Source organism: Kitasatospora sp. NPDC048286, assembly GCF_043201735.1.
Lineage (GTDB): Bacteria > Actinomycetota > Actinomycetes > Streptomycetales > Streptomycetaceae > Kitasatospora.
In genome coordinates, this window is sequence record NZ_JBICZE010000007.1 from 404,416 (window position 1) to 416,227 (window position 11,812).

The 11,812-nt window shown below is 73.9% G+C and carries 10 protein-coding genes and 1 riboswitch; of the genes, 2 read left to right on the forward strand and 8 right to left on the reverse strand.

Features of this window, described 5'->3' with window-relative positions:
- Nucleotides 1-90: 90 nt before the first annotated feature.
- Nucleotides 91-510 carry a MarR family winged helix-turn-helix transcriptional regulator gene (locus ACGF13_RS19875; RefSeq protein WP_392876676.1) on the reverse strand — a complete coding sequence of 140 codons (420 nt, stop codon included), beginning with the start codon at nt 508-510 and terminating at the stop codon, nt 91-93.
- Between the two features lie 69 nt (nt 511-579).
- On the opposite strand from ACGF13_RS19875, the gene ACGF13_RS19880 reads away from it, so the two are divergent.
- Nucleotides 580-1,434, forward strand: a complete 855-nt coding sequence (locus ACGF13_RS19880; protein WP_392876678.1) for an SDR family oxidoreductase — start codon at nt 580-582, stop codon at nt 1,432-1,434.
- A 99-nt stretch (nt 1,435-1,533) separates the two neighbouring features.
- Here ACGF13_RS19880 and metE read toward each other — a convergent pair whose 3' ends face one another.
- Both metE and ACGF13_RS19890 read right to left on the reverse strand, forming a co-directional pair.
- Complete coding sequence (gene metE, locus ACGF13_RS19885; RefSeq protein ID WP_392876681.1) at nt 1,534-3,849, reverse strand: 5-methyltetrahydropteroyltriglutamate--homocysteine S-methyltransferase; 2,316 nt, start codon at nt 3,847-3,849, stop codon at nt 1,534-1,536.
- 156 nt (nt 3,850-4,005) lie between these two features.
- Nucleotides 4,006-4,233, reverse strand: a riboswitch (cobalamin riboswitch).
- 73 nt (nt 4,234-4,306) lie between these two features.
- Nucleotides 4,307-4,777 (reverse strand): acyl-CoA thioesterase, encoded by a 471-nt coding sequence (locus ACGF13_RS19890; protein WP_392876684.1) that lies wholly within the window; start codon nt 4,775-4,777, stop codon nt 4,307-4,309.
- 497 nt (nt 4,778-5,274) lie between these two features.
- Here ACGF13_RS19890 and cobF point away from each other — a divergent pair, with 497 nt between their 5' ends.
- Nucleotides 5,275-6,033 (forward strand): precorrin-6A synthase (deacetylating), encoded by a 759-nt coding sequence (gene cobF, locus ACGF13_RS19895; RefSeq protein WP_392876687.1) that lies wholly within the window; start codon nt 5,275-5,277, stop codon nt 6,031-6,033.
- A gap of 78 nt (nt 6,034-6,111) precedes the next feature.
- Here the strand turns inward: cobF and ACGF13_RS19900 are convergent, their stop codons facing one another.
- The 5 genes from ACGF13_RS19900 to ACGF13_RS19920 all read right to left on the reverse strand — a co-directional run bounded on the left by ACGF13_RS19900 (nt 6,112) and on the right by ACGF13_RS19920 (nt 11,768).
- Nucleotides 6,112-6,564 (reverse strand): MarR family winged helix-turn-helix transcriptional regulator, encoded by a 453-nt coding sequence (locus ACGF13_RS19900; protein WP_392876690.1) that lies wholly within the window; start codon nt 6,562-6,564, stop codon nt 6,112-6,114.
- Complete coding sequence (locus ACGF13_RS19905) at nt 6,564-8,027, reverse strand: MFS transporter (RefSeq protein WP_392876693.1); 1,464 nt, start codon at nt 8,025-8,027, stop codon at nt 6,564-6,566. Before ACGF13_RS19905 ends, ACGF13_RS19900 begins: the two co-directional genes overlap by 1 nt.
- Nucleotides 8,028-8,187: 160 nt before the next feature.
- Entirely contained in the window at nt 8,188-8,544 is a 357-nt protein-coding gene (locus tag ACGF13_RS19910) for a zinc ribbon domain-containing protein YjdM (RefSeq protein WP_392876696.1), read from the reverse strand.
- A gap of 53 nt (nt 8,545-8,597) precedes the next feature.
- Nucleotides 8,598-10,397 carry a SulP family inorganic anion transporter gene (locus ACGF13_RS19915; RefSeq protein WP_392876699.1) on the reverse strand — a complete coding sequence of 600 codons (1,800 nt, stop codon included), beginning with the start codon at nt 10,395-10,397 and terminating at the stop codon, nt 8,598-8,600.
- Nucleotides 10,398-10,721: 324 nt separating this feature from the next.
- Entirely contained in the window at nt 10,722-11,768 is a 1,047-nt protein-coding gene (locus ACGF13_RS19920; RefSeq protein ID WP_392876702.1) for an IPT/TIG domain-containing protein, read from the reverse strand.
- Nucleotides 11,769-11,812: the final 44 nt, after the last annotated feature.

Below are 11,812 nucleotides of genomic sequence, written 5' to 3' on the forward strand. Positions count from 1 at the left end.
TTCCCCCCCCCCGAGATTTTCCGAAGGGATTCCGAAGGAGTTCCGAGGGAAGGGCCGCAGCCCCCCGGACAACCGTCCGGGGGGCTGCCGTCATGCCTCCAGGACCAGCCGCAGGAGTTCGCGCAGGGACTCCCGCTGCTCGGCGCCGAGCCGGGCCAGCGGGTCTCCGGTGAAGGGCATCCGGGCCCGCAGGTCGGCGGCGACCTCGCGCCCGGCGGCGGTGGCGGCGACCCGCTTCACGCGGCGGTCGGCGGGGTCGACGCTGCGCTCGACCAGACCGCGGGACTCCAGCCGGTCGATGATCACCGTCACGTTGGACGGCTCCGCGTGCAGCTTCTCGGCGATCCGGCGGGTCGGGACCGGCGCTTCGGCCGCGAGCAGCGCCTTGGCCTGCAGCGCGGTCAGCTCGTGGACCGCCGCGGCCGCCTCGGACTCCCGGCCGTAGCGGCGGTTGATGGCCGCGAAGAGTCCGACGATCTCCGGGGTGAGGTCATCCGATGGGTGGGGCATGACCACCAGGGTATCGAGGTGCTTGACAAAGTGAAATATCGGGCCGCATAGTTATGGATCATATTGGTTATGAACCATAAGCATATGGAGTCCAGCGCGATGAGCAACAAGACCGTCCTGATCACCGGTACCTCCTCCGGCATCGGCCTGGCCACCGCCGTCGCCGCAGCCCGCGGCGGCTGGCACGTGATCGCCACCATGCGGAACACCGCGAAGGCCGGCGCGCTGCTGGCCGCCGCCGAGCAGGCCGGGGTCACCGTCGACGTCCGGGCGCTGGACGTCACCGACCCGGCCTCGGTCGAGGCCTGCCTGTCCGGCGTCGACCGGCTGGACGCCCTGGTCAACAACGCCGGCGCCGGCCACGTCGGCACCCTGGAGCAGGAGAGCGTCGACGACGTCCGCGCCGTCATGGAGGTCAACTTCTTCGGCGTACTGCACGTCACCAAGGCCGCCCTGCCCCTGCTGCGGGCGAGCAGGGGCCGGGTGCTGACCGTGACCAGCGTCGGCGGCGTGGTCGGCCAGCCCTTCAACGAGGCGTACTGCGCCGCCAAGTTCGCGGTGGAGGGCTTCATGGAGTCCCTCGCCCCGGTCGCGGCCACCGCCGGGGTGTCCGTCAGCGTGGTCGAGCCGGGCGCGGTGGCCAGCGAGTTCGTCAGCAACGTGGGCCTCACGGACGACGCCGCCGAGCAGGCCGGCCCGTACGCGCCGGCCCTGGCCAACTACCTGAACCGCACCCGCAACGCCTTCGCCAACGCGCAGACGGCCGAGGACGCGGCCGAGCGGATCCTCGGCCTGCTCGACGCCGAGCGCCCCGCCTTCCGGCTGCTCACCTCCGACGCCGCCCGGGCCTTCGCCGGGGTGAAGCTCAAGGACCTCGACGGCTCGGCCGTGCAGACGCTGACCGCCGGCTGGGTCAACCCGTGATCACCCGGGCCGCGGAGCCCACGAGGTGGAGGTAGCGGCCCGGGTCCGGGGGTGGGCGCCACGGGTCGCCGTGCCCACCCCCGCCGCCATACTGCTCCGTCAGCCGGCCAGTTCCGCGCGCAGCGTCCGGGCGGCGCCGACCAGGCTCTCCAGCGAGGCCCGGGTCTCCGGCCAGCCGCGGGTCTTCAGCCCGCAGTCCGGGTTGACCCAGAGCCGCTCCGCCGGGATCGCCGCCAGGCCGGCGCGCAGCAGGGAGACCGCCTCCGCGGTGCTGGGGACGCGCGGCGAGTGGATGTCCCAGACGCCAAAGCCCACCTCGCGCGGGTAGCCCGCCTCGGCGAGTTCGCCGGCCACCTCCATGTGGGAGCGGGCGGCCTCCAGCGAGATGACGTCCGCGTCGAGGTCGTCGATCGCGGTCATGATCGCGCCGAACTCGGCGTAGCACATGTGGGTGTGGATCTGGGTGTCGGCCCGCACCCCGGAGGTGGCCAGCCGGAAGGCCTCGGTGGCCCAGTCCAGGTACGCCGGGCGGGCGGCGGCCCGCAGCGGGAGGGTCTCGCGCAGGGCCGGCTCGTCCACCTGCACCACGGCCGCGCCCGCCGCCTCCAGGTCACCGACCTCGTCGCGCAGGGCGAGAGCGACCTGGCGGGCGGTGTCGGCGAGCGGCTGGTCGTCGCGGACGAAGGACCAGGCGAGCATGGTGACCGGGCCGGTGAGCATGCCCTTGACCGGGCGGTCGGTCAGGCTCTGCGCGTAGCCGAACCAGTCGGTGGTCATCGGGTGCGGGCGGGAGATGTCCCCGGCCAGCACCGGCGGGCGTACGTACCGGGTGCCGTACGACTGGACCCAGCCGTGCCGGGTGGCGAGGTAGCCGGTGAGCTGCTCCGCGAAGTACTGGACCATGTCGTTGCGTTCGGGCTCGCCGTGCACCAGGACGTCCAGGCCGGCCTTCTCCTGGTAGGCGATGACCTCGCGGACCTCGGCCTCCATCCGCTCCCGGTAGGCGGTCGCGTCGATCCGACCCGCCGTCAGATCTGCGCGTGCGGTGCGTAGTTCGGTGGTCTGCGGGAAGGAGCCGATGGTGGTGGTCGGCAGCAGCGGCAGGCCGAGCCGGGCGCGCTGGGCCTCGGCCCGCCGCGGGTAGGGCTGGGCCCGGCGGGTGTCGTCGGCGGTGACGGCGGCGGCCCGGGCGCGCACCGCCGGGTCGTGGGTGATCGGGGAGTTGGCGCGGGAGGCGAGGTCGGCGCGGTTGGCGGCGAGCTCGGCGGTGATCGCGCCGGTGCCCTCGCGCAGGCCGCGGGCGAGCAGCGCCGCCTCGCCGGCCTTCTGCTTGGCGAAGGCCAGCCAGCGGGCGATCTGCGGGTCCAACTCCCGTTCGGCGGCGGCGTCGAGCGGGACGTGCAGCAGTGAGCAGGACGGTGCGACGTCGACGGTGCCGGCGAGCCCGAGCAGGGTCGCCAGGGTGGCCAGCGACTTCTCCAGGTCGTTGATCCAGATGTTGCGCCCGTCGATCACCCCGGCGACCAGCCGCTTGCCGGGCAGGCCGCCGACGGCGGCGAGGTCCTCCAGATTGGCGGCGGCCGGGCCGGTGAAGTCCAGCGCCAGGCCCTCCACCGGGGCCTTGGCCAGCACCGACAGCGCCTCACCGAGCCGGTCGAAGTAGCTCGCGACCAGCAGCTTGGGCCGCTCGGTGAGGGCGCCGAGCTCGCGGTAGGCCCGGGCGGCGGCGTTCAGCTCGGCCGGGGTCCGGTCCTGGACCAGCGCGGGCTCGTCCAGCTGGACCCACTCGGCCCCCGCGGCCCTGAGCGCCGCGAGCAGCTCCGCGTAGACCGGCAGCAGCCGGTCCAGCAGGGTGATCGGCTGGAAGTCCTCGGCCACCCCGGGGGCCGGCTTGGCCAGCAGCAGGTAGGTCACCGGGCCGACCAGCACCGGACGGGCGGTGTGGCCGAGCGCGAGGGCCTCCTCGAACTCGCCGACCGCCTTGGCCGGGTTCGAGGCGAACACCGTGTCCGGCCCCAACTCCGGTACCAGGTAGTGGTAGTTGGTGTCGAACCACTTGGTCATCTCCAGCGGCGCGACGTCCTGGTTGCCGCGCGCCATCGCGAAGTACCCGACCAGCGGGTCGGCGTCGACCGCCTCCCGGTGCCGCGGCGGGATCGCGCCGACCGCCACGCTGGCGTCCAGCACGTGGTCGTAGAACGAGAAGTCACCGGTCGGGACCTCCCCGACCCCCGCCTCGGCGAGCTGGGCCCAGTTGGTCCGGCGCAGGTCGGCCGCGGTCGACAGCAGCGCCTCGGCCGTGACCGCGCCCTTCCAGTAGCCCTCGATCGCCTTCTTCAGTTCACGGTTACGACCCTGCCGGGGGTAGCCGTACGCGGTGGCCACGGACGCCGCGGCTGCGGACTTCGCTGTCAAGGGACTCTCCTTCGCGAGCCTGAATCCTCAAGTGCACCGGTGGTGGCACGAGGACGCGAAGGGATGACGAACCGGACGGACACCCGCACCCGTGCACGGCTCCGCCTGGTATGGTCGCCGACCCGCCCACGAGGTCACCGGATGGCCGCACGCGAACGGTCGCGTACGGGCAGTGGCAGGTCTTCGGACTCGCGGGCACGCCCACCCGGCCGAAACCGGGACGGACACCTACTGGCCGTCGCTTCCCAGACCCGTCCCGGGTCCAGTGCGTATGACGGCGGTCGTTCCCACTCACCGCTGCGGGGCAGTCCCGGATTCCCACCGGGTTCCCTCTTGCGACACCCCGCCTGGCGGACGGGGCGAACCAGCTGCGTCGCCAGCTTAGGGGCAAAGCGTCGCCGTCGAGGCGGAAATCTCGAAAGCCGTCTGCATGGTGAGACGCCCCGGCCGCGGGCGGCTACTCGACCGACTCGTGCTCCGGCCCGTTGCGGTCGGCGCGCTGCTCGTCGCAGGCGCCCTCCGGGACCAGCTCCGGTACCGGGTGGGGCCTGCCGTCCGAGTCGACCGCCACGAAGACCAGCTCCGCCGTCGCCACCCGGGTCACCGGCCCGGCGAGGTTCCACCGCTCCGAGGTCACCTCCACCGACACGTCCATCGAGGTCCGCCCGACGCGGCCGACCCGGGCGCGGACGGTGAGGAGGTCTCCCGCCCGGACGGGCGCGAGGAACGACATCCCCCGGACCGAGACGGTGACCGCGGGAACACCGGCGTGCCGACCCGCGGCGGCGGCAGCCGCGTCGTCGATCAGCTTCATCATCACGCCGCCGTGCACCGAACCGTAGAGGTTGGTGTCGTGGTCGCTCATGATGTGGGCGAGGGTGACCGCCGAGTCGGCCGGGGTGCGGGAGAGGACAGCGGGACTGGTCACAGCGACGGCCCGCCCGTCATGGCGCCGTGGAAATCGTGGTCGGCGTTCCGCTGCACGGAACTCTCCTTCGTGAGGTCGCGCACCTCGGGCACGCCGAGGAGCGGGCAGCCGTCCGTATGCGGCCCACCCGCACCATCGGCCCGCCCTCGGGGTCGTGGTGGGCCGCGGGCCACCACGGCACGCGGGCAGCGGCGGGTCTTCGGACTCGTGGGCGCGCCCTCCCGGCCGAACCGGGACGGACACCCACCGGTCGTCGCTCCCCGGACCCGTTGCCGGGCCCGGCGCACAGGACGGCGGTCGTTGCCGCTCGCCGCTGCGGGCGGTCCCGGACTCCCGCCGGGTTCCCTCGTGACGACACCCCGCCCGGCGGGCGGGGCGAACCAGCTGCCCCGCCAGCTTACGTCCATCCGCGCAGCTCACAGCCACCGCCCACCGCTTCGGTCGGCCACGTACGGCCCCCGGGCCCGTACGCCGGGGCGGACGGCAGAATGTCCCCCATGCGGCACATCTTCGTCATCGGCATCGGTGCGGGCGACCCGGACCACCTCACCCTGCAAGCGGTCAAGGCGATCGGTCGTACCGACGTCTTCTTCATCCTCGACAAGAGCGAGGAACGGCAGGACCTGATCGCGCTGCGCCGCCGGATGCTGGCCGAGCACGGACGGCCCGGGCACCGCGTGGTCGAGGTGCCGGACGCCGAGCGGGACCGCACGACCCCGGCGTACGCGGCCGCCGTGGACGACTGGCGCGTCCGCCGCGCCGACCTGGTCGAGCAGCTGCTCGCCGAGCACCTCGGCCCGGGCGAGAGCGGCGCGTTCCTGGTCTGGGGCGACCCGGCCCTCTACGACAGCGTCATCGCCGTGGTGGCCGACGTGTCCACCCGGGGCGGCGCGCCGTTCGAGTACCAGGTCGTCCCGGGCATCAGCAGCGTCTCCGCGCTCGCCGCCCGGCACCGCACCACGCTGACCAGGGTCGGCCGCCCGGTGCAGATCACCACCGGCCGCCGCCTGGCGGAGGGCTTCCCCGAGGGGGTGGACGACGTGGTGGTGATGCTCGACGGCCGGGCCGCCTTCACCGAGATCGACCCCGAGGGGCTGGAGATCCACTACGGCGCCTACCTCGGCACCCCCGACGAGGTGCTCGACTCCGGGCCGCTCGCCGAGGCGGCCCCGCGGATCCGTGAACTGCGCGAGCGGGCCCGGGAGCGCAAGGGCTGGATCATGGACACCTACCTGCTCCGGCGCTCGGACGGCTGACGGCACGCGAGGCGCGGCACGCGGCTGACGGCTCACCGCTGACCGATGACCGGGTCGGGCGGTGAGCCGGCCGCGGCCTCAGTCCAGCAGCTTCGCCAGTACCCGGTCGAGCGCGCGCAGGTCCTCCGGCGGCAGCCCGAGCAGCGCGTCCGGCGGGGTGCTGAGGATCGCGGTGGCGAGCGACGCCTTCGCCTCGCCCTCCTCGGTGAGGTGGACCAGCTTGGAGCGCCGGTCGGCCGGGTTGGTGATGCGTTCGGCGAGCCCCCGCCGCACCAGGTCGTCCACGATGACGGTGGTGTACGGCGGGTCGGCGGTCAGCCGCTCGGCCAGCTCCCGCAGGGTGATCGGGCCGGCGGCGAGCCGGCGCAGCGCCCTGACCCGGCTGAAGCTCATGCCCAGGGCGTCGGCGACGGTCTTGCGGCGGTCGTGGCGCTCCAGCACGAGCGCGTACATCCCCTGCCAGACCCGGGCCGCCGTGGCGGCGTCGGCCCCGCTCCCCTTGGGGTGCCCGCCGGTGTCAAGGCGCTCCATCAGGCGTCCACCGTCTCCTTCGTCTCCTCGGTTCCCTCGGCTGGCTCCTGCTCGGCGAGCCGTCGCGCCGCGCGCTCGGCCGTCGCCCGGGCCCAGCGGCCGGAAGTGAGCGTACCGGTGACCAGCACGGCCGCCCCGCAGCCGGCGATGATCCACCAGGCCGTCCGCGCGGCCCCGGTGAAGGCCGCCGGGTCCGCCAGGGCGGTCCCGGCCATCAGGGCGCCGGTCACCGCGACGCCCAGGGACTGGCCGACCTGCCGGCTGGTGGAGGCCACGGCCGCCGCCACCCCGGCCTGCGAGCGGGGCATCCCGGAGACGGCGGTGTTGGTGATGGGCGCGTTGACCAGGCCGAAGCCGGTGCCGAAGAGCAGGAAGGCGACGACCAGCAGCCCGGTCGGCAGGTGCTCGGAGTAGCCGACCGCCTGGAGCACGGCGCTCGCGGTGAGCGTCGTCCCGGCCAGCAGCAGCGGCGTGCGCGGCCCCCGAGTGGCCACCATCCGGCCGGACAGCGGCGCGGTGAGCAGCGACATGACGGCCATCGGCAGCATGAACAGCCCGGCGTGCAGCGGGTCGAGACCCCGGACGTCCTGGAGGTACAGGGAGCTGAGGAACAGGAAGCCGCCGAGGCCGGCGAAGGCGGCGACCGCGATCACGGTGGCGCCGGAGAACGGTGCGGAGCGGAAGAACCGCAGGTCGATCAGCGGGTCGGTGCGCCGGGGTTCGTACCAGAGCAGGCCCAGCAGGGCGGCCAGCGCGGCCGCGGCGCAGCCGAGCACCAGGGGTGAGGTCCAGCCGCGCTCCGGCGACTCGATGATCGCGTAGGTGAGGGCGGCGAGCAGCACGATGACCAGCAGCTGGCCGATCGGGTCCACCCGGCGGGTGCGGGCCGCCCGCGACTCCGGCACGTAGCGGGTGGTGAGGAAGAGTGCGGCCAGGCCGATCGGGACGTTGATCCAGAAGATCGCCCGCCAGCCGGCCGACTCGACCAGCGCGCCGCCGATGATCGGCCCGGCGGCCATGCTGATGCCCACCACGGCGCTCCAGACGCCGATGGCGCGGGCGCGCTGCCGGGAGTCGGTGAAGGTGTTGCTGATGATCGACATGGCGACGGGGTTCAGCATCGAGCCGCCGACCGCCTGCAGCATCCGGGCGGCGATCAGCCAGCCGAGCCCGGGGGCGAGGCTGCACAGCAGGGAGGCCCCGGTGAACACCACCAGCCCGATCCGGAACACCCGGCGGCGGCCGATCCGGTCGGCGGTGGAGCCGGAGAGCATCAGCAGGCTCGCCAGTACCAGGGTGTAGGCGTCGATCGTCCATTGCAGTCCGGACACCGAGGTGTCCAGGTCGCGCCGGATGGCGGGCAGGGCCACGTTCAGGATGGTGTTGTCGAGGCTGACGATCAGCAGGCTCATGCAGCAGATGGCGAGCACGAGCCAGGGCCGCGGTCGAGCGGCATCGGGCATGACGAACGCTCCATGATTATTTGTGTTGTTGTAATCATTGTGAGCATATAACTAAATCGGGCGACGGCTCCACCCCCGCCCCTTGCGGAGGCCCCCGGACGACGAAACGGCCGCGCCCCGCCGATCTCCTCGGCGGGGCGCGGCCGTTCAGGCGCGCGGGTCAGGCCTTCTTGACCACGCTGGACTTGAGCTGCATCGCACCGAAGCCCTCGATCCGGCAGTCGATGTCATGCCCGTCGACACCGTCCACCAGCCGGATGTTGCGTACCTTGGTGCCGGCCTTGATGCCGGAGACGCTGCCCTTGACCTTGAGCGCCTTGACCACCGTGACGGTGTCGCCGTCGTTCAGCACGTTGCCGACGGCGTCCTTGATCACACGCTCGCCGGCCGGCGCTCCGGCCTGGTCGCCACCGCCGGGCACCCACTCGTGGGCGCACTCGGGGCAGACCATGAGGGCGTTCATCTCATAGGTGTACTCGCTGGAGCACTGCGGGCACGGGGGGAGGTTGTCGCTCATGAGTTCAGATTATCCAGGGTGTTCGGGGGTGGCCTGCGGGACGGGTGAGGAGGTCAGCGGGGGTGCCGGTGCCGGTGGGCACCGGCCCCGGCGGCCGTGCGGTCGCGGTCGGCGGGGGCCGTGCGGTCGTGGTCGGCGGGGGCCGACCGCTCGCGCAGGTGGGTACGGGCGTGGGCGATGGCCTCGGGGGTCGTGGCGAAGACGTGCCCGTCGGCGCGTAGCCTGTCCAGCACGCCGAGGGCGTCCAGCGGGCGGTGGTGTTCGTCCCGCACGCCGGAGACCAGCACCAGGGTGCCGCGCCGTCGGAGCGCGGAGATGGCGTCGCCGAGGACGGTCGCGCCGCTGGCGTCGATCGCGCTGACCCGCGACATCCGCAGGATCGCGACCTCGACCTCGGCGGACTCGGTGAGTTCGAGCAGGAAGCGGTGGGCGGCCGCGAACAGCAGCGGCCCGTCGATCCGGTAGGCGACGATGTGCTCGGCGAGCAGCGCCCGCTCCTCCTCGCCGTGGTCGCCGCGGTCGGGCCGGGGCCCGGGCACCTCCCGGCCGGAGGCCTCGGGAGGCTCGGCGAGCAGCGCGACCTGTTCCACCCGGGCCGCCCGGGCGACGGCGGCGAGCGCCAGGACGCCGGAGACCAGCACACCGACCACCACGGCGGTGACCAGGTCGAAGGCCAGGGTGGCGACGGCCGTCAGGGCCAGCACGGCGGCCTCGCCGCGCCCGGTGCGGGCCAGCGCCCGCAGCGAGCCGACCTCGACCATCCGGACGGCGGTGGCGATCAGCACCCCGGCCAGCGCCGCCAGCGGGATCCCCGCGACCAGCGGCGCGGCGGCGAAGACGATCACCGCGAGCACCCCGGCGTGCACCAGGGCGGCGAGCCGGGAGGCGGCACCCGACCGCACGTTGACGGCGGTACGGGCGATCGCGCCGGTCGCGGCGACGCCGCCGAACAGCGGGGCCGCCAGGTTCGCCAGCCCCTGGCCGAACAGCTCGCGGTCGCTGTCGTGCCGGCCCGACACGCTCATCGCGTCGGCGGCCGTCGCGGACATCAGGGACTCCAGCGCGGCCAGCGCGGCGACGGCGAACGCGGAGGGCAGCAGCGCGGGGACGGCGGAGAGGTCCACGAAGCCGAGCGAGGGCGCCGGCAGCCCGCTGGGCAGGTGGCCGATGGTGGCGACGGGCAGGCCGGCCAGTTCGGCGGTGACGGTCGCGGCGACGACGGCGATCAGCGAGAACGGCAGCGCGGGCCGCAGCCGTACGCCGACCAGCATCACGGCGGCGACGGCGAGCGCCACGCCGACGGAGGCCCAGTGGGGCGCGGCGGCGAAGTCGCGCACCGCCCGGGCCGCGACCACGGCCGGGTTGTCGCCCTCGGGCTTGCGCACCCCGAGCGCGCCGGGCACCTGCTGGAGGGCGATGACCCCGGCGATGCCGACGGTGAAGCCCTCCACCACGGGCACCGGCACGTACACCATCCAGCGCCCGGCCCGGACCAGGGCGAGGACCACCAGGAGCACCCCGGCGAGCAGGCCGACGGTCAGCACGCCGTCGGTGCCGTAGCGGGCGACGATCGGGACGAGGACCACGGTCATGGCACCGGTCGGCCCGGACACCTGGAGGTCGGAGCCGCCGAAGACGGCGGCCAGCGCCCCGGCCACGACGGCGGTGGCCAGTCCGGCCTCGGCGCCGGCGCCGGAGGAGATGCCGAAGCCCAGGGCCAGCGGCAGTGCCACGATCGCCACCGTGAGGCCGGCGAGCAGGTCCCTGCGCGGGGCGCGGCCCATGGTGGCGAGGATCGCCCGGGTGGGCAGGACGGCCCGCACCCGGTCGCCCACGACGGTGGCGAGACTCATTCCGCGCCCGCCTCCGACCGCCGGGCGGGCGGCCACTGTTCGCCGATTGCCGCGGTCACGACCGCCCCTTCCTGCGTCCGACGGCGCCCGGACGCGCCTTCCACCGGTTCAACGGCACGACAGCATGTATGAACTTGAAGAATTTTTCAAATCACTTGTTTCGCATGTGATGGATTCCGACAGTAGTGGCGTCCTGTGGTCGGTGGTGGTCACGGGAACGGCCGGCCCCGGTTGCCGGGGCGCTGCTCGCCCTGGCCTCCGGGGCCGGTCCGGCCTCCGGGTCCGGTCCGGTCTCCGGCTCCGGCCCGGCGGCGGTGAGCCGCGCTACGGCGCGTAGGTGAACGCCACCGGGCCGCTGGTGCCGCCCGCCGTGGTGACCGTGACGTCCACCGGCCCCGGCTGGTCGGCCGCCGGTGCGGTGGCGGTGCACAGCCGCGGGCCGCAGGAGCGCCGGGTGGCGGGCCGGCCGCCGAAGGAGACCGTGCCGCCGGCCAGGTCGTCGCCGGTCACGATGACCGCGGTGCCGCCGCCGACCGGACCCGAGGGCGTGTTCAGGCCGGAGAGCGAGGGAGCCGGCGGGGGCGGCGGCGGGGCGCCGGTGTAGTCGAAGACCGCCGGGGCCGTGACCTTCCCGCCCGGTCCGACCACCGTGACGGCGGCGCTGCCCGAGCCGCCGGGCGTGGTCACCGTGCAGGCGGTGTCGGTGCAGGTGCCGGACGCCGGGACGCCGCCGACCAGCACCATCGCGCCCTCCAGGCCGACGCCGGTGACGGTCACAGGGGTGCCGCCCGCGCCCGGTCCCGTGATGGCGCTGACGTCGTCGATCCGCGGCTGCGAGCCGATCAGCGGCGGCAGCAGGCCGATGCCGAGCAGGTAGGTGGAGACGTGCCCGGTCGGGATCGTGTCGTTGGCGTTGGCCACCCGCGCGGTGATCGCGCCGGTGACCGGTCCGGCCCCCTCAGCGACGACCGGGATCTTCATGAACTCCTCGGTCCCGGAGCGGCGGTTGCCGGACAGGACGGCCTCCAGGTGACGGCCGTCGGGCGAGACGGTCTCCGTGAAGGTGTAGTCGTTCGGCGTGGAGTAGAACATCGCGCCGCCGGTGGTCACGCCCGGCGGCAGGTCGACGGTGAAGTGGGTCGGCCCGGCGAGGTCCTCGGTGCCGAACGCGCGCCAGGACACCGAGAAGACGCCGTACCGGTTCTGCTCGGTGGGGTAGTTCCCGGCCTGGGTGAGGACCACCCGCTGGCTGATGACGGTGGCGGTGCGCGCTTCGCCTGGGAGGTCGGTCGCCCCCGCCGGAGTCGCGGCGGCGGTCAGGGACAGGGCTGCGGCAAAACCGGCTCCCGCCAGTCTGATGATCGTAGGCATACGGAAATCCTCCCGGGCGCCCGGCAGTTCGGCGGCCGCTTTTC

Coding starts and splice junctions, on each gene's coding strand:
- ACGF13_RS19900 (WP_392876690.1), bottom strand. CDS start 6,564: ATGGAGCGCCTTGACACCGGCGGGCACCCCAAGGGGAGCGGGGCCGAC.
- cobF (WP_392876687.1), top strand. CDS start 5,275: ATGCGGCACATCTTCGTCATCGGCATCGGTGCGGGCGACCCGGACCAC.
- ACGF13_RS19915 (WP_392876699.1), bottom strand. CDS start 10,397: ATGAGTCTCGCCACCGTCGTGGGCGACCGGGTGCGGGCCGTCCTGCCC.
- ACGF13_RS19880 (WP_392876678.1), top strand. CDS start 580: ATGAACCATAAGCATATGGAGTCCAGCGCGATGAGCAACAAGACCGTC.
- ACGF13_RS19910 (WP_392876696.1), bottom strand. CDS start 8,544: ATGAGCGACAACCTCCCCCCGTGCCCGCAGTGCTCCAGCGAGTACACC.
- ACGF13_RS19875 (WP_392876676.1), bottom strand. CDS start 510: ATGCCCCACCCATCGGATGACCTCACCCCGGAGATCGTCGGACTCTTC.
- ACGF13_RS19920 (WP_392876702.1), bottom strand. CDS start 11,768: ATGCCTACGATCATCAGACTGGCGGGAGCCGGTTTTGCCGCAGCCCTG.
- ACGF13_RS19905 (WP_392876693.1), bottom strand. CDS start 8,027: ATGCCCGATGCCGCTCGACCGCGGCCCTGGCTCGTGCTCGCCATCTGC.